Genomic DNA, 23,491 nt, shown 5'->3' with positions numbered 1-23,491 from the left:
TTTGAATTATTACGTTAAATTAATTGTTGGTAAAACATATGACGTCCATGAACGTCTATTTTTATTGGACCAAGAAGAGAAGGTTACAAAGAAAATCTATGATTATCTAAATGGTAATGAACAATTTGAAGTTCGAAAAGATGGTAGTAAAACTAAAGGAGAGGAGTGATAAGTATGGCACTTATTACTGCTCAAGAATTAATAGATTACACTGTACTGCCTGAAGTGAAGAAACGTCCTGTTCCTCTATTGGAGCAGGACATACTTGAGGCAGATACAGAGATTTATAATCTCTCTAAAATAGATTTTACGGATAAGACGAAGCATCCTGAAGTTCCAGCAGAAGTGAAGTTAGCTTGTAAGAAGTTAGCCCAGTACTATGCGTATATAAACACTGATACGAATGCGATGAAGGGGATTAAGTCTGAAAGTGTTGGTGGTGGAGACTATTCTTATACAAAGGATAGCTCAAGTATCACTAAACCTGATGTGCTTAATTTATTAAAGGGATTTATACCTAACTCAGGTAAAAGGAAAGTCACATTTAAAATGAGGACGATTTAATGTCTCTACCAGGATTGATGGTTCACGAATGTGATATTTACCATTTACAGAAAGAAACAAAGCCAGGTAAGTATGGGCAACCAGGAGAAGAAGTGTATTCATACAAGGATACTCCTGATATAGCAGAACAAAGCTGCTACTTTATAGAAGGTACCACTGTTTCTGTACAATCAGTACCAAACCAATTAAACAACCAAGAAATCAGAGTGTTGTTTATGCCAGATGCTGGTGTTAAGCATAATGATAAAGTAATCAAAAAAGATACGAGAGTAACTTACTATATACGCAATCCATTTCCAGTAGTACATCCACTTACTGGTGAGATTTCACATATAAAGGCCACTGCGGAGAGGAAGAGTGAGCCATGGCTAGCCAAATAACAACTAGGGGATTCCGTGAGTTCAGTGCAAAGTTGAATCGTATGGCAAGCGGATTAGATCGGAACGTTGCATTATGGCTTGAAGCTAGCGGATTTCAATTTCTAGAAGAGGTTCAAAATCAAATCATTTCATTAGCAGTTGTAGATACAAGACGACTGCTAAACTCGTTTGATAAAGGCGGAGAGGGAAACGTGTGGCGCTCATCTGATGGTGGATTAACATTAGAGATTGGTAGCAACTTAAGCTATGCAAAATTACAAAATGATGGATGGCAGCAGGTAAGAAGATTCGTTCCTGGTAGATGGGAAGGACATAATTTTGAATATGACCCACACGCACCTACTGGAATGATGCTGACTGCTAAATTTATTGAAGGTCGTCCCTATTGGGATAATGCAGTTGCCATTTATAAGCGTATGTTTCAGCGTTCATTTGACCGCCAATTTAAGCAATGGGTACAGAATGGAGCGAGATAATTATGTATGAGCAAGTACATGGCTCTATGAAAGCTTTTGTATACGACAGTTTACCTGTTAATACATTCGCTTATCATGATCAAGTTCCAGAAGAACTAGTCATTCCATCGGTATATTATCCGATTTTATCTATAAATGATGATAAAACTTCAAAAGATCATTACACCTTACTATACACAATGGTAGTAAGGTTTTTTAATAAAACGACAGATAAGGCAATGCAAGAAGCAGAAAAGGTTGCTAACAAAATCAGATGCAACGGTTACACAGTACATCTGCGAAATGAAGATGGTAGTGAATCGATTGATACGATTTATTTTCGAAGAGTAACAACCGCTCCAAGTGGAGTTGGTTCTGCACAATTAACGATGATTTTTGAATACCAACAAGCCTATGTAAATTAAGGAGTGTGATATATATGGCTGAAACACCTGGAACAGTTAAGAACAAAATGTACCGTGGTGATGAGTTTATAATCGCTGCTAAAATCAAGGATCAAACTAATCAGACACTATTAGTTAGACCATTTGACCAAACTGAAGACTCTCATAATATTGAAGCTGATGAAATTGAAGCAGAGTCAAAAGATAGATCATATTCCGATTATGGAAAAAGAAAAGAAACTCGTTCGTTCTCTTGTACGTTAGCAGAAGGGGATCCGTATTATCCTGCTGTTAAGGCTGCCATTAGAAATGGTGAATATATGGAGATTTATGAAATTAATATGAGAACAAAAGAAGCAGAAGCTGGTAACTATATGATTACTTCTTTTGAACGTTCTTCATCTAACGGTGAATTTGTTTCTTATTCAGTGGAAGTAAAATTATCCGGATTTGTAAGGACAGAAACACTCACAGAAATCCCTAAAGGTGCAGGTCAGTAAAGGGCGGTTTTTACTGTTCTTTTTAAATTTGAAAACAACATCCAATTAAAAGGAGATTGATATAAATGCGTTTTGAAATCGATAAAAAGGAATACGAATTAAAACTTACGTTTGGGAACATCTATGAATTAAATAAAAAATATGAGGGCGGTTCAAATGAAGTTGTAATGGCTTGTATGCAAGGAGATTTAGAGTTGTTTGTCGATGCTATCTACTACGGATTAATGCATACAAAAGAAGGCTTTACACGAGATAAAGTCATGGAGAACATTGAAAAACAATTTGAAGAGGGGAAAATTTCTCAAGAATTCATTGAAGAACTTTTAAATGAGGTGGTAGCAGAAAGTACTTTTTACCAAAAGACAACAAAAAAGTTGAGAAAACAAATGAAGAAGCAGTATCTAGCCAAGAATCCAGAAGCAGCGGAGAACCCAGAGATGATGGAAATGGTAGAGGAAATGTTCGGGAAGGTAGAAGAATAAGAGAATTTACCCGAGAGAACTTAGATAAAATTCAACAAGATGGGTTTAGATATTTAAATTTATTGCCTAGAGAGGTTATGGAGCTTACCCCTCGTGAATTCGAAAATTTGATGATAGGTCGGAATGAGCAACACCTTGATGAGTTGCAAACAAATAGCGTGTTTGCACTTATGATGCGTGTAGCCTATCATCATGACCCTAAAAAGAAATTGAAACCATGTGATTTATTCGACCGAAATAAGTTGAATGGAGAAAACACTCAAGATTTAACGATAGAAGAAAAAATGAAGAAAGCGCAAGAGCATATGCAGTTCTTACAAACTCTCAACTTCAATTAGAAAGGAGGGAGAGATTTGGCCACACAAGAAGAATTAGTTGTTCAGTTTAGGGCTGAAACTGATCAAATGCGTCGTGAGATTCAACAGATGCGTCGTGAAATGAACGATTTTGTCACATCAACCAGTCGAAGCTCCAGAGAATATCGACGTAGCATTGAAAATATGGGGAATGCTAACAGTGAATATAGTCGTAGATTACGGCAAATGAAATATGAACAACGAGAAGCTATGAAGCCTCATATTGAAGAACTAAAACGAACTAAACTCGCTTATTTAGATGTTGCTATGAGTATGGCAACATACTCTGGTAGCGCTCAGGATTTAATTGCTCAAGTTAACAGAATTGGTAAAGCAGAAAAAGCCGCGAATGATGAAATTATGAAACTAGACAGAATGAAACAAGCTAGCATTTTGCAAACCATCGGTATGTTGAATAATATGTCTACCACATCAAGTAAACTACAAGGAAACTTACAACGTATGGGTAATCCATTATACAACGTTTCTAGAGGTGCTTTAGCAGCAACAAATGCAATGGAGCGATTGGCGAATAGAAGTAGTGCTGCTCAGTTAGCTTTAGAATTTCTTGGACCTACTGCGAATATGAAGCAGTTAAATGATCAAATTCGTATTATTAACCAATCTGTTATGGGAATGGGACAAGCATTTTTAGTCGTTGGTGCCGGAGCAGTTATGTTTTATGGCAAATTGCATAAAGCTAATATGGAAATGAACCCTAAATACGCAAAGGCATATAAAGACATGATGGAGTCACTTACTGAAGCGTTACAGCCAATGAGGGATGCTTTTGCTGCTTTAATGATACCTATTTATAATTTTGTTAACACGATGGCAAAAATGGTCATCGCATTTAATGAAGCACATCCTACTTTAGCAAAATTCATCCAAGGGACAATGATGCTAGTTCCAGCCTTAACACTCCTATTGCTGCCATTAGGTGCAGGAATGGGATTATTAAAAGGGTATAGAGCGGCGTTTGCTGCTTTATGGATGATTATTAAACCGGCAGTAATGGTGTTAGCCATGGCGAGTCCTGTAGCATGGGCGCTAGCAGCTGCGATAACAGGCTTAGCTTTAGGGTTTACTTATGCTTATAAAAATATAGAACCATTTAGGAACGCAGTAAATAACGTGATAACCGTTTTTAAAGCGCTTTGGCAAGTTTTACAAGGAAATAGTGATGGTGCAGCTAGTATGCTCACTTCACTAGGAATGTCACCAGAGAATACTAGAGCGATCATATCATTTGGTGAAACAGTCCGAGGGGTAATTGAAACAATTAAACAAGTTTTTTCAGGCTTTGCAGTATTCATGCAAGGCATTTTTGCGTTGTTCGCAGGTGATGAAGAAAACGGAACAGCATTATTAAAATCGTTAGGGATGAATCAGGCAACAATTACAACGGTTGTTAATACTGTATCGTCTATCAAGCAGGCAATAAGCGAATTTTTAAGTGAGATATGGTCCTTCATGACTGCAATCGGAACCCAAATAACCCAGTTTTGGCTAGAAAACGGCAGTCAGATAAAACAAGCCTTTTCCGATTGTTGGTCCGTAGCGAGTGAAATAATAAAATCGGTAATGCCGATTATAGTTGCAGTTTTCCAATTTGCGTGGCCGATTATTAAAGAGATTGTGATTGGAACGCTAGAAGCGATACGTGATTTTATACAAGGAATTCTAAAAGTTATACTTGGAATCGTGAAAGTTTTTTCATCCCTTTTTACTGGCGATTGGGCTGGAGTGTGGGAAGGGGTTAAGGAAATTTGGTTCGGAGCACTAGAAGCGATTTGGGGTTACCTGCAATTATGGGGTGTGGGGAGAGTCCTAAAGTGGCTTGGTAAATTTGGAAATGACATAGGTCGGTTATTCGGTAAATTTTGGGGAGATATAAAGAAAATTTGGAATGATGCCCTTGCAGATTTATATGTATTCTTCGGTTCAAAATTAGAAACTATAACCCGTATAGCGCAGAGTTGGGGCGGTATGTTCAAAAATTTCTTTGTTGGAATTTGGGACGCTATTATAGGCGGAATACAAAATAAAATGAATAACGTGGTTTCGGCTATTGGGTGGGTACTAGGGCAAGCGGTAAATACAGTCCAGCGTTTTGTAGGCTACTTTTTCACGATTGGTCAGCAGATTATCTCCGGACTGATTAATGGTATTTACAGTTATGCTAATAAACTTATAGACCAGGTGTTTAATATTGGCCGTTCCATAAAAGATACTATTACCGGATTTTTCCGTATCCACTCTCCTTCACGCGTGATGAGAGATATAGGGGTATACGTAGGTCAAGGTTTGGATCAGGGGATGGACAGTATGATAAACCCACTGGTGCGTACCGCGTTAGATATGGCATCTGCGGTTAAAGATGGATTTTCAAGTTTGACGGACTCTATTCAAATGGGTGACATTCTTCCTGGGAATGTAGTAACTTCTGTAATACCGTCTATTTCAGGAAGTTACAGGACTCCATCATATGTATCTGGTGCTAATTCATCATCAGATTTCGGACAACAAGCAATGATTAACTCCCAATCAGCTAATGTCGCAAGTCAAAATGATAATAGATTAGTAGCAGCGGCAGTTAAAAACCTAGGTGATAAATTAGATAACTTACAAGTTGTTATGGAAGGTGAAACAGTAGGGCGAATTGTACGACCTCATGTAAATGAAGGGAATGCAGTCGAAAACACAGTAAGGAGGTATTTTTAATGGACGTGCAAATCACAAGAATGAATGGACAAACTATAAAACTATCTGACATAAACGTCCAAGTACAAGACTTCCGTGTGGGATCGATTGAAATACGTCCTACCTATATAGATGTAGAGGGCGCAAGTGGAAGAATTAGCACAGGATCTACTTATGGGGTACGGACTATAACCGTACCTTTTTATTTTAAAGCGCAGGATTTATTAGATGTAGCGATAACAAGAGATAAACTATTTGAAATGCTACTAAGTACAGAACCTTTTTATATTCGGGAATTACGACGATTAGAGTATCAAAATGGAGATAATCTGATTGTTAGTGGCAAACGATATAAAGTAAATATCTCCTCTACATTCGATATAGATCAGCAACTCAAATATGGATTTGGTGAATTGGAATTTGAAACAGCGGACTTGCCATTTGCTGAATCGATTGGTAAATCATCAGATATTCAACGTGATGGAGTTAGTCCAGGGAGTGGATTATGGGGAGCAGGTATGGGAATTATTAGTGATCCTACTTCAAAGATATATAAGCACAAAGCTGTAGCAGGGCAGCGATTTCAAATTTTTAATCCTGGTAACATTCCAGTTCATCCTTTTGAACAAGAGTTAAAAATAACAATTAATGATGTAGCTGGTAGTACAGCAGGATTTATGCTTAAGAATCATACAAACCTTAGCACTGCAACAATAACATCAGATTTATATATTACAGACACCATTATTTACTCAGGCCCGAATATAGGTAGAAACGGGTTATCTTTTTTAAGGAATACAAAAAAAGATTTCATTGAACTTGTACCAGGGTGGAATGCCTTAGAAGTGTTTAATTGCACCTCAGCAACAATAGAATTCGATTTTAGGTTTTACTACAAGTGAGGTGATTTAATATGTATGTACGTGATTTAGAAAATATAGAGTATATCACACAAACAACTTATTTAATTGAAGAAGAATTAAATGGAAATTGTGTGTTTTCTGCAAAGATACCTCCCAATAAAGTGAATTTAACATTTCTTAATAGACTCTCAGAAATGTGGACTTTAGTCGATGATAATGAAACGGAATACAAAGTTGTTTATCTGAAGAAACAGGGTGAAGGGAAAACATTTACTGCTGAGATTAAAGCGGTACCGAAATTTTATGATGACTTCGACAGTGGCCGCGTGTATGAAGAATATAATCAATCCTTTACTGCGAATGCTTGCTTTGCAACTATCTTCAATGGAAGTGGCTATGTTTATCATTTGAATGGTAGTTACAACTCTTTACAATGGGAAGGATTCGGTGGTGGATCTACCCGACTTGAAATGTTTAAAGATGCATTGAATCGTTATGGGGCAGAATTTAAGGTGCTTGGCAAGGTTGTAACCATTGAACCGCAAATCGGAGTTGACTTAAATGTCATGTACCGCCATAGATTGAATGCTTCTAATATAGTTCAAGAAGTTGATGCATCAGGATTTTGGACATACGCTAAAGGGTACGGTGATTTTACAGAAGAAGATGGATGGCAAGGCGCTAAATTGATTCGTGAGCATACATCACCGCTTGCAAGTATTCCTGGAATCGGAGTGCGTCATGCTCCACCTTTAAAAGACGGTCGCATAAAATTATCTGCAACAATGGATAGTGGTTTAAAAACAATTGTAAATGAAAGTTTAAAAATTAGCGTAACTGCTGATATACACGATTTAACGAAACAGAAATACCCGATTGCTCAGAGTGGACTTGGTGATCGGGTATTTCTTATTGATGAAAGAATTGGATTGGATGCAGAAGTACGCGTTGTAAATCGGAGTGTATTACGTGATTGGCGTGGGAATATACTGGATGTTCAATTAACCTTTGGAAATCAAGACATTACTAAAAGGTATCAGTCTAATTTAGATCATGCTGCTAAAACAATTAATGATTTGATAGAGGGAAGAGAAAAACTTCCTATTAATGCGATGGCACAAGAAGTTGCAAATGTTACAAGTATGATTTTAGGAGTAACTAGCGAATTAGATATTACGCCACAAGGATTAATAGCAAAGGATCAGAACAACCCAAATTATGTTGTAGTCTTGAACAGTGCGGGATTAGGTGTAAGTACTGACGGAGGTACTACATTCAGGAATGCTATCACAGGTAGAGGTATTGTAGCAGAACGGATTTTAGCAGGAGAAATTAAAGGTTCTACACTGCGCACAGATGATGGATATAACTATGTTCACATTCAAAAACAATTCATACGTTTAATGGAGTCAAATTTATGCAGGGTTTACCTTGGATACTATAACGATCGCACAGGCCAAATTCAACCAACAGTTGTATTGGGAGGGGATTCTGATTTCCAAGACGGTTCGGTTGTTTTAAGTAAACAACCAACACAAGGATTCTTAGGGATAATAAACGGAAAAGATTCTAACGGAGAACCTTATTTTGTAAGCTCAGTTATGTTTAGAAGATCAGGCGATTTAATCCTAAAGGGTGGCATGAATGGTAATGTAACCGTTAACTCGGGTAAAGGTATAAATCATTACGCAAATAGTGGATCGTATTGGGTAGAAGCTACTGATGGTATCGGATTAAAAGGCGGAAATAAAAACGTATTGATAGACAGTCGAACAGCTATTGTTTTCAGCTTAAACGATAAAAACATGCTTGATGTAGTGGATAACAATGGAGAAACGGATTTACGATTTCAAACATTATTACTTAGAAATGGATCAGTGCCTGGTTATGCTGGTAAATTACAGGTTAAATCCGGTTCAGGTACTTCTTATTCCCCTGTAGTAGCAAGTAATTTTGAAACTTCATCGCAACGCAAATATAAAACAAACATTCGAGATGTACAGTTCAGTGCTTTAGAAAAAATTATGGCGTTAAATATTCAACAATACAATTTGAAAACGGATATGGAACAGCTGTATGAAATGCGGATGAATCGTCAAGAAGACGAGACAGTATTAACTACAAAGGATATTACCACTAGATACGGTTGGATTGCAGATGATGAAAATAATCCTGAGTGTTTTGTTACAAAAGAAAGAAATGCGGCTGAGATCTATTCATCTTTATCTATTCAGATTAGAGCGTTTCAGGAAGAAAAGATTGCGAAAGATAAAGAAATTGATGATTTAAAGACTAAAATCAAAGCATTTGAAGAAAGATTATCGTTATTAGAACAAAGACTATCATAAAGGGGTGAGTGAATTTGGCAGAAATACTTAAAATAAGAGAAATAACAATTGATACTATGCAGCATAAAGAATTCAATGTAAAAGAAGAGGAACTGAAGCTCATCCGGTTTTATCAGAATGATTTAAACTCTGCCAAACTATTAATCAATGTTACTCACGACAAAGTGGTGACAGACTTTTCATCAGCAACAAGTGTACAAATTGCATTTTTAAAGCCGGATTGTAAACGCGTATTTCAAGATGTGCAGAATGTGAATCAAATGCAGGGTAAGTACTATGTTGTTTTAAGTACGCAAACTCTGATTGCTTACGGTAATGTCATTGCACAATTGAGATTCACTTTCCCGAATAACAAAGTAATTGAAACTTGTAAATTCGCATTTACAGTAGATGAATCAATAATGTCTGATGAGGCAATGAAATCTACAAATGAGTTTCCAGTAATCCAAAAAGCGATTGAAGCAGGTAAGAAATTTGAAGGTATAGATATTGATGGGATTATTGCAGCAGGTGAATTAGCAAAGGGAGCACTACCAAAAACAGGCGGTACCATGACAGGAAACCTCAAGGTTCCTCGCATGGAAACAACTGATATGACACCCTTAATCTTCAACGGTAACAATAGTAACAGATCTTGGAAGTGGGACATGGTAGGGGATAACTTAAGTATTACTCCCACAAATATAGGTGCTCCTGGGTGGGACTCTTCCAAGGCTATTACATTCCAAACCCTTGTCAAGAATAATGAAATCTATAAAGGATGGATACAACCAAACGGGAGAACAATAATACTTCGTGAAGGTGATGACCTGAATAATGTCCAAGAGTCAGGAATCTACGGAGGTCCGAAACTTGTAAACGCGCCTACTCAGGACTATCTATACATTGAAGTTCTTAAATACCATGATGCTAATTACGTAATGCAAAGAGCAACTACATTGACAGGAAGCACAATGGGTTCGTGGGTACGTAGAAAGACAGGGGTTATTTGGAACCCTTGGGAGAGATTGATAGACTCTAAAGGTGGGGTGCTTTCGGGAGACTTGTACCTAGACCGTGCAGGAAATGTTACAAAGAAGTATGCTTTCCTGAAAGACGGAGTAGAGACATTTAACTTCTATAACTTCTCAGATACGCATGTAGGTTTACGTGATGTGAAAAATAATAAGAATGTCTGGGAATACAATACAGATACAAATTCGTTTGATATTCTCAGTGGAATCAACACAAACCTTGTTAGGAAAACAGGAGATAGGATGTCAGGTGATTTATTAATTGATCGACCTAACGCGGCTACTCACAGGAATCTACGTTTTGATACAAATGGCACTGCTGATGTATCTATAGGTCTAAATACTTCAGGAAAATTCCTTGCGTGGGATCAAGTTGGAGGCAACGGTATCTGGGAGTATGATAAGGCTAATAAGGCGTTTAATGTACTGGCGCCTAACACCAACCTCATGAAGAAAACAGGAGACACCGCCACAGGTCATATGATTTTCAGGCACAACATCAACCAAGAAACAGCTGACGGATTAAAAGGTGTAAATATGGTAGTCAACTCTTCAGTTAATAAATGGTCTGTTGCACCTAAGATGGACGGAAACCCAGTATGGGCTAACGAGTTTGCTATGGATTTAAATACTGGAAAGGTAACTGTCCCCTCACTCGGTACAAAGAAAGACGGCCGTGCTAATATATCGATCACAGCAGATGGAGAATTAATATCTGGCAATGGCGTTATCGCGGACAGAAGAGGTAATACTGTAACACTGAGAGCAGGGGTAAGAAGAAAAGTAGGTATTCCGCATACGAATGCTATTTTTACTTTACCTGTAGATATGAGACCACTATTAACAGTTCAACAGAACACAATATCAACGGATGGAACACCATGTTTGATAACTATACAGACTAACGGTGAATTTTCTATCCAGAATGTTGGATCAAACAACGCACAAGGTAAGGATTATTATGTAACTATCTCTTATGTAGTCGATTAAGGAGGTAACCACATGGCTAAATATTACGGTTATTGTTATGACGAGGAAGGACGCTTCACTGAGATGATTCCTCTGGAAGAGAAGGAAATCACTGAAAAGCAAACCTTTTATAGAGAAGAAACAAAAGAAATTATCACAAAAGAAAAACTTTGTGAGCTTCATCAATCAATTATGGACGGTACTTATGTACCGGATCCAGAGAGTACGGAAGAAGCAATTAGTAAATATGATTGTCCTGATTGTGTAATGGCAAGGGTAGATTATGAAACTATTAAAGTACCATACGAAGAAGATGTTGTTATAGGTTATGAACCGGACATTCCTGCAAATTGCACTTTAGATATTCCACCTGATGGTATCTATTATCCATTATTTAAAGAGGGTAAATGGATCAAGACGGCTGAACCGAAACCAGAGGAACCAAAGCCTGAAGAACCTTCAGAGTTAGAAAAAATAAAACAACAATTAGCTGATATTCAGAAAGAACTCGAAGATATCAAAAATCAGAAGCCACCAACTATTGATGAAACAGAAGTGCCAATAGCATTCGCAGCGCCTATACAAGATACACCAGATTATGAACAAGAAATTAATAAAATAAAGCAAGTCATTCCGAATTTAGGAGAGCAAATTGTTGATTTGCATAGTCGAATAGCTGATTTAGAGAACAAAGAGCAGGTGTAATTAACTGGTCTTTTTATTTTGAACAAAATACGGCTTTTATAACAAAACGAAGCGTGCTTATAGCAGGCTTTTTTATTTTTAGAAAAGGAGTGAAAAGATGGATCGTATCGATGTATTACTGAAAACATTTATAGCTACCTTCGGAGCTTTTTGTGGGTACTTTTTGGGAGGATGGGATACAACATTGAAAGTTCTAGTTATCATGGCAGCTATCGACTATATCACAGGAGTATTCGCAGCAGGATATAACGGAGAGTTGAAAAGTAAAGTTGGTTTCAAAGGCATCGCAAAAAAGGTGGTGCTTTTTCTTTTGGTTGGAGTTGCAGCACAGTTAGATTCAGCGTTTGGCAGCAATAGCGCTATTCGTGAAGCAACAATCTTTTTCTTTATTGGGAATGAGTTGTTATCACTTTTAGAAAATGCTGGTCGAATGGGTATTCCTTTACCTTCAGATTTAACAAATGCAGTTGAGATTTTAGGTGGTAAAGCAAAACAAGAAACGAAAAAAGGAGATGTTGAGTAATGGGACACATTGTAGATATTTCAAAATGGAATGGTAATATTAACTGGCCTGTAGCAAAACAACACATTGATTTCATCATCGCTCGTGTACAAGATGGTTCAAATTATGTAGATCCATTGTATAAAGGATATGTACAAGCTATGAAGCAACACGGCATCCCTTTTGGTAATTATGCATTCTGTCGTTTTGTTTCTGAAAATGATGCACGTATAGAAGCTCGTGACTTCTGGAACCGTGGAGACAAGAGCGCTACAGTCTGGGTTGCTGATGTGGAAGTAAAGACAATGGATGATATGAGAGCCGGCACGCAAGCATTTATCGATGAATTGCGCCGATTAGGAGCTAAGAAAGTTGGTTTATATGTCGGTCATCATATGTATGCTCCTTTTGGCATGGCTAATGTGAATTGTGACTTTGTATGGATTCCACGATATGGCGGTAATAAACCAGCATATCCTTGTGATATTTGGCAATACACTGAAACGGGCAATGTACCTGGTATTGGCAAATGTGATTTGAATTCTCTAATCGGTAGCAAACCGTTATCTTGGTTCACAGAAAAAGAACGACCAGAACAAGCAGTTTCAAATGGCGGATATCAATATGTTAAATCTGGTGGTTTTGGCATTTCGCTGGTTCAGGAAGTCGTAAATGCTATGAATGAGCGTGGAACAAAAGGGAAGGTCGTCTCTGATCCATTAACTGGTTTAGCGTACTTACAAACTGAAGTACTACCTAATGGCGAGCTTGATAAGATTACAGTTTGGATGGATGAAAGAAACTGGTGGTACGAGTACATTAAAAAATAAAACAAAAGAATAGTTTGGTGTATAAAAAAAGTCGCCCTTAATTGGACGGCTTTTTTATACAAGTTTACTTTTGCTATATCTTACTACATTATAACGACTATGCCATAGTTATTGTATTTGGTTTTTATTATAAATTGGTATTAAATAATTTAATTGAAGTGCACTGCATTTCTACCCATTCATTTGCTATATCTTGCTCGATTCCTTCTATATCAATTAGTACTATACTATCATAGACATTTAGTGTTGCTAAGTTATCCTCACTGTTATAATCTAGCTTAGCGATGACTTTAAAGCCTTCATCATTCCGAATTATTGCATTTGCATTTTCATCTGAAAAGGCTATATTTGTATTCCATATAAATTCATCATCTATATCTATTTCTACATTATAGTTTTCATTTTCTTCTGGCTTATCGCCATCCCACTCAGCGATAAATTGACTGCTATCAACTTGAACTAATACTTTATATCCATCTATTAACTTTTCTGATATATCTACTATTTTTACATTCATTGCTTAGTACTCCTTTATTATTTTTTATATGGTACTCTAACAAGGGTATTGTCAACGTTCATAACATTATTTACTGGGTCATAGGTCCATGTTTCTTCATGATAGTGGAACTTACTTGGTTTTGAGTTCATTTCATGAGAACCGAATCGTATACTTCTAGTTCCATCAGCTGAAAATATTCTATCTGCGTCTTCTAATCCTGTTCTTGGATGAATATTAGTATGCGTACCAGTTCCTAAAAATTCATCCCACTTAGTTACGGCGTCTTGTACTTTCACAGGTTTATTAGCATACACTTCTTTGTGATAGCCTCTACCAGGAATATTTTTAGCTTCAGCCACCCTCTCAGCGGTCTTAATACCTTCAGCAGCCTTCTCAGCGGTCTTAACACTTTCAACCGCATTTGCAGTCATTTTAACCCCTTTCCCTACTTTAGCTAGCTTTCCAAAAGGGGTAAGGCCAGCTACAGCCATGAAACCTGCTCCAGCACGTTCCCAACCCGAAAGTTTTTCGCCAGTAGATGGATCAATGCCATCCCAAACGCGACGAATATCATACTCACCAGTTAATTCACCAGTAATATCTCGAGCTAGTTTACCGCTATCAAAGCCTTTTTCTTCAGAAGAAGGCTTACCACACATTGCACCTTCTTCCATTGTAACATCTTGATCATCCGCATTACGGAATTTTTCAGCAATTCGTTTTAAATCTTCTTCCACCTGTATAATTGAATTGATAGCTGTAAAAGCTTTTGGTCTCGCATCATTGAACATTTGAACGAATTGTTGATTAGAAGCACCGATCCATTGAAAACACAAACGATCTATTTCATTACATAAATTATTATGTATAGATTCTAATGCGATTCTGGTATTACTTGCACGATTTGCGATTTCTTCTAGCATTTCAGGTGTTACTTTGATTTGAACCATTTCTTTCCTCCCTTTCCCCAATTAAAATTATGAGATAAAAAGAAAAAAATGTAAATACAGAAACTTTAGATTAGTATAATAATATTTATGTGAAATAAAATCTGTTTAATTGTAAATAAAGCTTATGTGTATGTGAAATAAGATGAAAAAAGGTCTACTCAGATATGAGCAGACCTTTTTTTACGTTTAATTAATACCACTGATTAATTACGAACTGGACGGAAACTTGGTTCTTGCAAACGTGCTAAGAATGCAGCGAACTGTTCACGCGTAACTTTTGCTGTAGGTGCAAATGAGCCATCTGGGAATCCAACAGTAATGTTATTTTGAGCTAAAATTACAACATAGTCATATGCCCAATGAGTAAATGGAACATCTTTGAATCTAACGTGAGCTCCAGTCGATTTTAAATCAAAAGCCTTAACGAGTGCTACAGCCATTTCTGCGCGTGTTAATTCTCGTTCGCCAGAGAAATTAAAACTATTAGCTATGTAACCGTAATGCATTAATTTATGTGCAGCATCATAGTAATAGGAATCAGCCGGAATATCCTGGAATGTGTCCTTATAGTTATATGGCATTTTTAAATCTAACGCTTTATCTAACATTACAGCCATTTGACCACGAGTTACATTATCGCTAGGTTTGAAATAACCCTCTGGAGTACCATTGATAATTCCTCTTTCAGTTAAATAGTTAATTTCTTTGTACGCCCAATGAGTAGTTTGTACATCTGGGAATGATTTAGCACTTGCAAGATTAGGAATGAAAAATGACAGAATCATTGCAAAAGTAGTTAGTAACAGACTTGCTTTTTTCACTAAAAACACCTCTATATATTTTTATGTTAATATATTAACATTTATAACTTTATAAATAAAGTAGATTTACTGGCATCTAAACTGTTATAAAAAATGATATAGAGTCTTATAAAAAAAGAATCCACTATGTGGATCCCTGGTTATTTTGCATCAATAATATCAATAAACTTTAAAGTCATATTATTATAAAATGCATCCGTACAAATTATAGATTTATTCAGCGGATCAATGTCAACAACGGTCATATAGTTAGTAAGCAAAAAACCACCTTCGTAATATGTAATCAGTATTTCTTCCTCAGATAACAATGAACATAATAGCATGTTCTCAATAAGTTCTTGTTCATCCTGAGTTAATGTAGGTCGTTCTACCTTCGTTTTTTCTTTAACTATTTCACGGATACCAGCGAATTGCTCCGGCATCGCTGCGAATGGAGTCCATTTAACCATTCCTCTTCCCTTTGGCATATTAGCGTTGTTCATGCTTTATGTCCCCCTAACAATGTGTTTCTGTATCTTGCTGTTGCACTATTTGTATACGAAATTCCTCGTAATATGCTGTTCTTACCAAATTTAGTGCGTATTTCGTCCATTACTTGAGTTAGTTTCATTTCTTTTTCTCGTTGTATTACATTATCGAATAGTGAGATTTGTTCTTCGCCTTCATTGATTAAGTTAGTTAAAGAAACATTGATGGTTCTAATGGGTTCCCCAGTATAAAACTCATGTAAAAAGTATGTACAAATCTTATAAATATCCATTGTTAAATTGGTTGGTCGGTTCATAGTGTGAGTTTTTCTGAAACCACCAGCGTAATTTTTACTGTAACCAATAGAAAAATGGATAGTTTGAGCTAGTTTGTTTTGCCTTCGCATTCGATAACAAACTTCCTCGATATGTTCCAGTAGAATAATTGGGAATTCTTCTATGGTGTAATCGCGCATGAGTATTTGGCTTTTACCAATAGAAGTTGTTGCTGGAACGTATTTTTCTGATATGCGGCTAAAATCAATGCCGTTGCTATGTAAGTGTAGTTCTTCGCCAATTACCCCAAAGCTCTGTTTTAAATATTTGAGTGGATACTGTGCTAAGTCTCCGATTGAATGGATTCCTTTTCGGTTTAACTTCGCTTCTGTTTTACCCGAAATTCCCCAAAACTTGCTAAGCGGTCGTATTGGCCATAATTTTATGGGTACATCTTCGTATTTCCAGTATGCTATGCAATCTTTCGTTTTCTTCGCTTCCACATCTAAGGCAACCTTGCTCATTAATGGGTTTGGACCAATTCCTATCGTGCATTCGATTCGTGTCTTTGCATATATTTCACGTTTAAATTTCAATGCAAATTCATATGGATCGTTAGCAAACAAATGAATACTATCCGTTATGTCCATAAAGAACTCATCGATGGAATATTGGTGAAAATCCTCAATTGGTACGTATTGTAGAGCCAGCTTAGTGATGAAATTAGAGCATCTTATATAGGTGCCCATAATTGGATTTACCACAAGAATATCTTTACGACGTGGTATTTCATACAATCTCGCCATTTTCTTAACGCCTAATGCTTTTAATGGTGGAGTTGCAGCCAAAACAATTGAACCACTCCTATTCACATCACCAACTACAGCTAATTTAGTATGAAGTGGATCTAATCCCATTTTGATGCACGATACGCTGGCATAGAACGAACGAAGATCTACACATAAAACAATTCGATTTGGCAATATTGAATAGTCATACACCGTTATTCCCCCTAAATAACAGAACGTTAGTTCTTATTATATACGAATGTATGTTCTTTTATGAAGAGGTTTTTATAAAAAAATAAAACAAACTATAAGGAATTGGTTTTGAGCTAACTATCTTTTGGGTTAAAGCAGTGTTCTATCCAATTGCATCCGTTGTAACGCTATGCGGTGGTTTATTAATTATGGTGGGTAGCCAGGAACGGGGATTCTCGCTAATAAGCCGTGCTGGGATTGGTTATATAGTGGTTCAAATGATTCCGTTGTTTATGAGACTGCTTGTTGAGATTGCTAAAGCTATTTAGTCGTCCCTAATAGATATCATTCTTTATATAAAAATAACTCTTTATCGTTATTAACAAACAACATATCTTAACTAAACATTCGAAATTAACTGTTTTATATTTCTAAAAATCCTATATATTTACAATTGTTTGTTTTGAAAATATGATTAGATGCAAGCTATAAAAATATAAAAAGGGGGATCTTTTATGTTTAAAAAGTTAGTAATAGGAACGTTAACTACTGGTATTATCTTCTCTGGGGCAGTAGGGGCTTCAGCTGTTGAACTTAAAACTAATAGCAACGTCAACGTAGTGGAGACAGACAAAAGTTCACAATTATTAGGAACATACTATGAAAGAGCTTACAGTAATAAAGAAGATATAGAAAAGGAAATAGAGGTTGATGGTAAAATATTGACCCTAAAATCTTATTATTTTAATTACAATGCAGTTTTATGGATAGCATTATACCAATAGTTGCACGACAGTATATAAATAAAAAAAGCTCTGTGTTCACAGGGCTTTTTTTATTTGCAGGAATTTCTTAACCATCATGGAATACTCTCACTAGGAGGTGTCGTGACGTTATGACGGACGAAATTGTTTATTCTGCTAGTGAAGTATACAAAAGGCTAGGAATAAGTGATAGCACCCTTAGAAAGTACATGGAAGTATTATTACGTGAAGGATTCGCAGTGAAGAAAGATAATCGCGGCAGACGCCAGTACACAGACAGTGACATTATGGTGATTGAGAAATTAATTGAACTGAGTAAGCATGACGGTATGACGCTAGAGAAGGCAGCGAAGATGATTGCGCAGCAAATAGAGAAAGTTAATCCGGATCTGATTCAAGAAGAACCTGAAGACAAGAGTTTAATACCATTCCACATTCAAGAACAACTCCAGCAACAGTACGGCGTTATGACGCAAGAAATGAATCAGAGTATGTTAGCGATGGAGAAGCGATTGAGTGAGCAGGCGAAGCAAAGCAACGAGGAAATCAAAGCAAGCGTTGAAGCGCATAATGAACGAGTGGAAAAACGATTGGAAGCGCGGGATGAGACGCTTATGAAGACACTGCGTGAGATGCAGGAAACAAAGAGAATGATGCAGGAATTTCGGGACGAGGTTGCTGCTGCAAAAGAGAAAAAAAAGCCTTGGTGGAAGTTTTGGTAAGGATCAGAAGAGGAACATAAAAAAATAGAGTTGTAGAAATAGAAAGAGTGGATTCCTTGTGAGAATAGGGAGCCACTTTTTTCTTGTTACTGATAATGAGACACTATACCTGACTTACATAAATATCCTATTTGTTCAAATTCGTCCTTGCTGATGGTACAATTAGGATGATGGAGGAATATTATGGGATATCTTAATCAGCTTTATGTAATACTGTATTTTATAAGCGGTATGGCAGTATTCTCATTCTTCAATTCTGATTCACCAAAAACTAAGAATAAAAATCTAACATTCATAATGGTCAGTTTAGGGGTAAATCTATGCACAATTCCAGTGGCTTTATTTATAGGTGTGATGGCAACAGACTCACCATATAGTACGGAACTTGATTTTTGGGGAGGATTTCTCTTTATTCAGGCAATACCGCTCCTCATACTGCTTGTAGCTTTGATATGGTGGTTTATCTGCAAGGGCAAAGAAAAAATCGACACATAGAATTTTAAAATGACTTCTGCTAACGAAAAATCTGTAAATGAGCTAGTTGTAGAGGTTCTGGTAAGAGGTCGCATAAAAAAGAAGTATCCTTAATGAAAAACAGGGACACTTCTTTTTTATTTATTTATTCTCTAACGTCTCATATAGGCGTTTATACATGTCTTTATATGCTTTAGAATGTCGGTTGACTAGTTGGGAATCTACATAATGCTCAACAAGCATGTCAATGATGTTGTTAATTGATGTTTTATCCATACCTTCTTGCTCCTGTATAAATGGTTTAAGAGTATTTAGCTTTAGCAAAACAGCAGGTGAAAGTTTTGCTGTTTTAGATGGAACTAAACGTTTATCTGGTGCTTGTATTTCCTTTTTCGTATTAGTCTGATCGTTTTGAATAGTTAAATCTGAACTTTCAGTAATAGGTGTCACAGTTACTACAAAAGATTTACTTTCATTCTCCAAAGGTACCACTCCTATTTATTCCTATTTTCTATTAATAACTTTAATTGACTGGCCAATTCAAAAAGCTTTTCTCCATATTCAAATAGCGAATTGTTTTTTTTAATATTATAATAATCTGCTAAAAATGCAATGTTGTGTAAAAGTTTATCGATACTCCAATGTGTATTACTTAACATTAATCCATAAAAATGGTGAGGCATTTGCTGACTAAATGTTTCAAGATTCATATTTTCAATTATTCTTTGTGGATGGACCCAATTTGAAGGTTCATCATAGCATTGGTAATAGGTTATTTCTTGAATTTCAACACTCAAATCGAACAAGCCTTTTCCGCTCGCTAACTCATACCACGGTTTAAATTCTGGTCGCCTTCCTTCTAATTTTTCTAATTTAATTTGTTCTAACGCTGTACTCTTAAGCTGAGACAGTAGATCAATTTCCTCAGGATTAGCAATTTTTTTTATTAATTCATTGTCAATTTGGAAGAATTTACTCAATTTATTAGCAGTTTCAAAGCTGTTTTTCTTATTTAAAAAATTAACATATCTATCTTTATCTTCAGCATTTCTAAAAGTGTCAAATGCTATTTGTAACTCAAACAACGTCCTTTGTAATGGTAGAACTCCATCAGTAATATTATTCTCCAACAGGTGAAAAATAGTATTCATTCTTAAATTGATATTTCCGACAAGATAAAACATTAATTCATCTACTTCATCTATTTCTTTATTCTTTGAACAGATTCTCCGTATCTCTTTTAATATTCTCTGAGTTTCTTCAAAAATTTTAATATAAGTTGGAAATTTTTTGTTCATATTGCTAACGTCTCCTATTCTTAAGTAAAGTTATTTTTATATAGTGGAAAAGTTAAAAATATAGAAATATCCCTATTTCTAAATAGGGATATTTCTATATTTTTTACATCTCTGTTAAGAGCTTGAATTTCCTTTTCTGTTCAGCGGTTAACTCATTTTCTACATATCGATCTATAAGTAAATCGATGATTTCATAAGCGAATTTTGTATTTGTAAGTTTCATTAATACTTCTAGTTCTTCTTTTGATTGATTAGAAATTTTAATGCTACCTTGCTGATTTTTAAATTTCTTTTTTGGTTCATTTTTTTCGTTTCTTTTTTCTTTTCGAGTTACTTGTTTTTCTTCTGTCTTAGGTTGAGAAGGAGCAGCTGGCACTTCATTATTTTCCACTACAGCTTGTCCTTGCTCCGGTACATAAGGCTCAGTAGGTTCAAAGTTACTTTTCTTTCTGCCTAGTAAACCAGGAGTTCTCGCCATTTTACACACCAACCTTCATTTTTTCGAACATATCAATACGAGACAACAATTCATCACTAATCTTTTCGTATAGTTCAATTACATTCATATCATGTCTATCTTTTTCAGTAATACCATTAACATCAAATCGTTTAATACGTTCCATTTGAGGAACGATGTTTTTGAATAGGTTTTCTTCACCGAAAATTTCACGTGCATTTTCCATGATATATTCGTCAACCTTACCGTTGTTTTTTAATAGAACTGGAAGAATACCGACAACTTCAATATCAAGATCATATTGCTCTTTTAACTTGATAAGCTCATTAACATAATTCTCAGCACCAGTTAGAGAACGTTCTTGCGTTTGCAAAGCAATTAGAACGTAATCAGAAGCTACAACGGCGTTCTTTGTAACCTCTAGCGACATTGGAGGAACATCAATAAATATGTAATCGTATTTATGTTTGATTTTTTCGAGTAATCCTTTAAAGTAATGATCTTCTTCAGCTTCTGAAGCACAATTTTTATAAAGAAATTTCGCGAAGTCTTGGAAATCAACGTAAGAAGGAATTAAATATAAGTTATCTGTAATTTCTACTTCTAAGCCATCTAAGTTCCCCTCTTGTATTCCTTTCATTAATGTTTTTTCAACAGTAACGATTTCATCAGGATTAAGGATTGATTTTGTTAACATTAAAGATTTTGTGGCGTTACTTTGTGGATCAAGATCAACGAGTAATGTACGCTTACCTTTTTTAGCAAATTCATAAGAGTTCAATACAGCATTTGTGGTTTTACCGACGCCACCTTTGTAATTACCTACCGTAATTGTAATAGCCATTTTTAACACTCCAGTTATAGTTTTTGAAATTTCCCTATATCCCTTTATAGAAATAGGGAAAAATAGAAATAGGGAAATAGGGATATTTCTAACTATAGAAATAGGGATATTTCTATATCTTTAAAGAAATTATAACAATGATATTTGGGTTATGCAATAGAATCATAGAGTTAGTAATTAATAACAAAAACGTTGATATAAAAAGATCTTTTTGATGTATGAAGTAGAGAGAGTTAAGAAATAAATATGTAATTTCGTAGAGAAAATAGTAGAGGGAAAAACAAGAAGAATAGGGAAATATAGATATAGGGAAAAGGGGAAATATCCCTATATCTATAAGTGGAAATAGGGAAATAGGGAAATAGGGATATTATTAAAAAAGCACGCAAATTCGCTGTTTACAAAGGTTAATGCTTGTTGTAACGTAGTACACAACAAGCAACATTCTACAAAACAAAACACAATTTGATATTTTACATAAACGAAGATCCATATAACAATTGAATATGAACACAAAACAAAAAGCCACTCCCATATGCTAATGGCTACCAACCTTTAGCGGGAATGACTAGCTCTAGCAAGTGTACCACCACTTAGCTAGAAATGAACTGTATTCAACGACAGTGTTAACGTTTAAGTAGTGTACCACCACTAACCTTAAACAACTATGCCTTTTCACGAGGCTTCTTTGATATACCCATTTTATCTATTGTTTGACTAAAATTCAACTAGTAAATGCTAGAATTGTATTTTTTGTAGTCAAAAGATATATAACGGGCATCTCTAAACCTAGAAGTCTTGTGGATCTACAGGCCATTTTAGGAATTGGAGATGCCTTTTTGTTTTGGTTCGCGTGGAATTGCCTGAAACCACGTAAATAAAAACTGATAAGCCGTAATTCCGTGCTGCTATACATATAGGAGGAACGTGTTACGTGCGTGGCTAGCTGTTGGTCGTGCAGGGGGTACAGAGTATGCGCCTACAAAAACAGCACCCCTCATTGGAATCCTGTTCTTCTGGTGAGGGAGGGTGAGAACTTACCCAGGGACGATTCTCTAAAAGGTTCGGGTGGTTATCGTTAGCATTACGGTGCTAGGGAGTACATTCAGCTTGTCGTGTAGGGACGATATTACAAGGACAAGCCATAGAAAAAGGATGTATGCGGTGAAAATCGCTGAGTGAACAGGGTCTATACATACGGATACCTTATAAGTGACCGCATGGCGAAAACAAGACGCTTATCCATCTATTTTGATCGATTGCTTTTTTGTAGTCTTTCAAAGTAGGGGATAAATCTGCCTTCCAGCCGTGTTCCTTAATCGTTCCCACATGATAAAAACCCTCAAAACCTTCAGTCAAGCTTAATTACGAAGAAAAGATGAAAAACTTAAGATTGTTTAAGTCCTGGGGGAACTACTTACTAAGATAGTGGAATAAATAAGGAATTTACTACTTACTTGGTTAGAGGATAAGGGGACGGATGGTAGAATAGGCCTTATTGCTGAATTTGGTTTTATACAACTGGTATAGTACGTGAAATTTAAGAAAAACAGATTATGGGTGCTTTTGTCTATCCCCCGAAAAGGGGGAATAAGAAAATATCATTGTACCCACTTTTTTATAAGAGATAGCACCAGACATTTTACGAATTTCATACGATTAGATAACAATAAAACTTTAAGCAGTCCTCCCGAATCGTGCTCTTACAGACAGTTAATCTACCATTTAACATTATATCTGTATCCGTAATTAAATTGATAAATAAAATGCAGAATATTCAAATAATTAAATTGTAAATATCTTGAAACCGCAGTATTAAAGGTAATAATCGTTGGAATTCACTATTTTTCCGCTTTTTGAAGGGT

General features: G+C 36.0%; 27 protein-coding genes and 2 pseudogenes. 19 read left to right on the top strand and 10 right to left on the bottom strand.

The features are described 5' to 3' along the window. Position 1 precedes the first annotated feature (1 nt). From ACTFRS_RS27280 to ACTFRS_RS27210, 15 genes are all read left to right on the top strand, one after another. Positions 2-169, top strand: a complete 168-nt coding sequence (locus ACTFRS_RS27280) for a YqbF domain-containing protein (RefSeq protein ID WP_071736987.1) — start codon at positions 2-4, stop codon at positions 167-169. A 5-nt stretch (positions 170-174) separates the two neighbouring features. Then, complete coding sequence (yqbG, locus tag ACTFRS_RS27275; protein ID WP_275719389.1) at positions 175-564, top strand: protein YqbG; 390 nt, start codon at positions 175-177, stop codon at positions 562-564. Then, on the top strand, positions 564-944 hold the full coding sequence (locus ACTFRS_RS27270) for a DUF3599 family protein (protein ID WP_074603263.1): 381 nt from the start codon (positions 564-566) through the stop codon (positions 942-944). The genes yqbG and ACTFRS_RS27270 overlap by 1 nt, the downstream gene beginning before the upstream one ends. Beyond that, entirely contained in the window at positions 929-1,420 is a 492-nt protein-coding gene (locus ACTFRS_RS27265) for an HK97 gp10 family phage protein (RefSeq protein WP_074603262.1), read from the top strand. Before ACTFRS_RS27270 ends, ACTFRS_RS27265 begins: the two co-directional genes overlap by 16 nt. Before the next feature lie 2 nt (positions 1,421-1,422). Then, positions 1,423-1,824 (top strand): phage tail terminator family protein, encoded by a 402-nt coding sequence (locus ACTFRS_RS27260; RefSeq protein ID WP_074603260.1) that lies wholly within the window; start codon positions 1,423-1,425, stop codon positions 1,822-1,824. A gap of 14 nt (positions 1,825-1,838) precedes the next feature. Continuing rightward, positions 1,839-2,303, top strand: coding sequence for a phage major tail protein, TP901-1 family (locus ACTFRS_RS27255; RefSeq protein WP_074603258.1), 465 nt, complete (start codon positions 1,839-1,841; stop codon positions 2,301-2,303). A gap of 65 nt (positions 2,304-2,368) precedes the next feature. Beyond that, a complete protein-coding gene (locus ACTFRS_RS27250) occupies positions 2,369-2,785 on the top strand; it encodes a tail assembly chaperone (RefSeq protein ID WP_074603256.1) in 417 nt (138 codons plus the stop codon). Between the two features lie 77 nt (positions 2,786-2,862). Then, entirely contained in the window at positions 2,863-3,123 is a 261-nt protein-coding gene (locus tag ACTFRS_RS27245; protein WP_074603254.1) for a hypothetical protein, read from the top strand. Between the two features lie 15 nt (positions 3,124-3,138). After that, positions 3,139-5,865, top strand: coding sequence for a phage tail protein (locus ACTFRS_RS27240; RefSeq protein ID WP_440025831.1), 2,727 nt, complete (start codon positions 3,139-3,141; stop codon positions 5,863-5,865). Next, positions 5,865-6,746 (top strand): phage tail domain-containing protein, encoded by an 882-nt coding sequence (locus ACTFRS_RS27235; RefSeq protein ID WP_440025833.1) that lies wholly within the window; start codon positions 5,865-5,867, stop codon positions 6,744-6,746. The genes ACTFRS_RS27240 and ACTFRS_RS27235 overlap by 1 nt, the downstream gene beginning before the upstream one ends. A gap of 11 nt (positions 6,747-6,757) precedes the next feature. Next, positions 6,758-9,055 (top strand): phage tail protein, encoded by a 2,298-nt coding sequence (locus ACTFRS_RS27230; RefSeq protein WP_440025835.1) that lies wholly within the window; start codon positions 6,758-6,760, stop codon positions 9,053-9,055. A gap of 56 nt (positions 9,056-9,111) precedes the next feature. Continuing rightward, positions 9,112-11,058, top strand: a complete 1,947-nt coding sequence (locus ACTFRS_RS27225; protein ID WP_440025844.1) for a BppU family phage baseplate upper protein — start codon at positions 9,112-9,114, stop codon at positions 11,056-11,058. Positions 11,059-11,070: 12 nt separating this feature from the next. Next, positions 11,071-11,742, top strand: a complete 672-nt coding sequence (locus tag ACTFRS_RS27220) for a hypothetical protein (RefSeq protein ID WP_440025837.1) — start codon at positions 11,071-11,073, stop codon at positions 11,740-11,742. Positions 11,743-11,839: 97 nt separating this feature from the next. Further along, entirely contained in the window at positions 11,840-12,265 is a 426-nt protein-coding gene (locus tag ACTFRS_RS27215) for a phage holin family protein (RefSeq protein WP_440025839.1), read from the top strand. Continuing rightward, entirely contained in the window at positions 12,265-13,074 is an 810-nt protein-coding gene (locus ACTFRS_RS27210) for a GH25 family lysozyme (RefSeq protein WP_097851673.1), read from the top strand. Before ACTFRS_RS27215 ends, ACTFRS_RS27210 begins: the two co-directional genes overlap by 1 nt. Positions 13,075-13,201: 127 nt before the next feature. Here ACTFRS_RS27210 and ACTFRS_RS27205 read toward each other — a convergent pair whose 3' ends face one another. From ACTFRS_RS27205 to ACTFRS_RS27185, 5 genes and pseudogenes are all read right to left on the bottom strand, one after another. Next, complete coding sequence (locus ACTFRS_RS27205) at positions 13,202-13,591, bottom strand: hypothetical protein (RefSeq protein ID WP_074603726.1); 390 nt, start codon at positions 13,589-13,591, stop codon at positions 13,202-13,204. 17 nt (positions 13,592-13,608) lie between these two features. Then, positions 13,609-14,523 (bottom strand): WXG100 family type VII secretion target, encoded by a 915-nt coding sequence (locus tag ACTFRS_RS27200; RefSeq protein WP_242230173.1) that lies wholly within the window; start codon positions 14,521-14,523, stop codon positions 13,609-13,611. A gap of 215 nt (positions 14,524-14,738) precedes the next feature. After that, positions 14,739-15,344, bottom strand: a pseudogene (locus ACTFRS_RS27195) (S-layer homology domain-containing protein); the annotation flags it as partial. Between the two features lie 140 nt (positions 15,345-15,484). After that, positions 15,485-15,826, bottom strand: a complete 342-nt coding sequence (locus tag ACTFRS_RS27190) for a YolD-like family protein (RefSeq protein ID WP_001057807.1) — start codon at positions 15,824-15,826, stop codon at positions 15,485-15,487. Then, positions 15,823-17,088 carry a Y-family DNA polymerase gene (locus ACTFRS_RS27185; RefSeq protein ID WP_440025741.1) on the bottom strand — a complete coding sequence of 422 codons (1,266 nt, stop codon included), beginning with the start codon at positions 17,086-17,088 and terminating at the stop codon, positions 15,823-15,825. Before ACTFRS_RS27185 ends, ACTFRS_RS27190 begins: the two co-directional genes overlap by 4 nt. 107 nt (positions 17,089-17,195) lie before the next feature. Between ACTFRS_RS27185 and ACTFRS_RS27180 the strand changes: the two are divergent. The 4 genes and pseudogenes from ACTFRS_RS27180 to ACTFRS_RS27165 form a co-directional block, all read left to right on the top strand. Continuing rightward, positions 17,196-17,396: pseudogene (locus ACTFRS_RS27180) on the top strand (hypothetical protein); the annotation flags it as partial. 186 nt (positions 17,397-17,582) lie between these two features. Further along, the gene (locus ACTFRS_RS27175) at positions 17,583-17,852 is read left to right on the top strand and encodes a hypothetical protein (protein WP_440025743.1); all 270 of its coding nucleotides are present in this window, start codon (positions 17,583-17,585) and stop codon (positions 17,850-17,852) included. Positions 17,853-17,962: 110 nt separating this feature from the next. Next, entirely contained in the window at positions 17,963-18,553 is a 591-nt protein-coding gene (locus ACTFRS_RS27170; protein ID WP_440025745.1) for a DUF3967 domain-containing protein, read from the top strand. 183 nt (positions 18,554-18,736) lie between these two features. Beyond that, positions 18,737-19,048: a hypothetical protein gene (locus ACTFRS_RS27165; RefSeq protein ID WP_440025746.1), complete on the top strand. Its 312-nt coding sequence runs from the start codon at positions 18,737-18,739 to the stop codon at positions 19,046-19,048. A gap of 120 nt (positions 19,049-19,168) precedes the next feature. Here the strand turns inward: ACTFRS_RS27165 and ACTFRS_RS27160 are convergent, their stop codons facing one another. From ACTFRS_RS27160 to ACTFRS_RS27140, 5 genes are all read right to left on the bottom strand, one after another. Then, on the bottom strand, positions 19,169-19,510 hold the full coding sequence (locus ACTFRS_RS27160; protein ID WP_440025748.1) for a hypothetical protein: 342 nt from the start codon (positions 19,508-19,510) through the stop codon (positions 19,169-19,171). An 11-nt stretch (positions 19,511-19,521) separates the two neighbouring features. Then, complete coding sequence (locus ACTFRS_RS27155; protein WP_440025750.1) at positions 19,522-20,325, bottom strand: DUF5677 domain-containing protein; 804 nt, start codon at positions 20,323-20,325, stop codon at positions 19,522-19,524. Between the two features lie 103 nt (positions 20,326-20,428). Then, the gene (locus ACTFRS_RS27150) at positions 20,429-20,803 is read right to left on the bottom strand and encodes a hypothetical protein (RefSeq protein WP_440025752.1); all 375 of its coding nucleotides are present in this window, start codon (positions 20,801-20,803) and stop codon (positions 20,429-20,431) included. Between the two features lies 1 nt (position 20,804). Then, on the bottom strand, positions 20,805-21,626 hold the full coding sequence (locus ACTFRS_RS27145; protein WP_042510694.1) for a ParA family protein: 822 nt from the start codon (positions 21,624-21,626) through the stop codon (positions 20,805-20,807). Between the two features lie 1,206 nt (positions 21,627-22,832). Beyond that, complete coding sequence (locus ACTFRS_RS27140; RefSeq protein ID WP_303046291.1) at positions 22,833-22,955, bottom strand: hypothetical protein; 123 nt, start codon at positions 22,953-22,955, stop codon at positions 22,833-22,835. Positions 22,956-23,491 lie beyond the last annotated feature (536 nt).

Origin of the sequence: Bacillus cereus group sp. MYBK139-1 (genome assembly GCF_051916915.1) — a bacterium.
GTDB classification, from domain to species: Bacteria; Bacillota; Bacilli; order Bacillales; family Bacillaceae_G; genus Bacillus_A; species Bacillus_A pacificus.
This window is presented reverse-complemented; position numbering and strand designations above follow the sequence as displayed.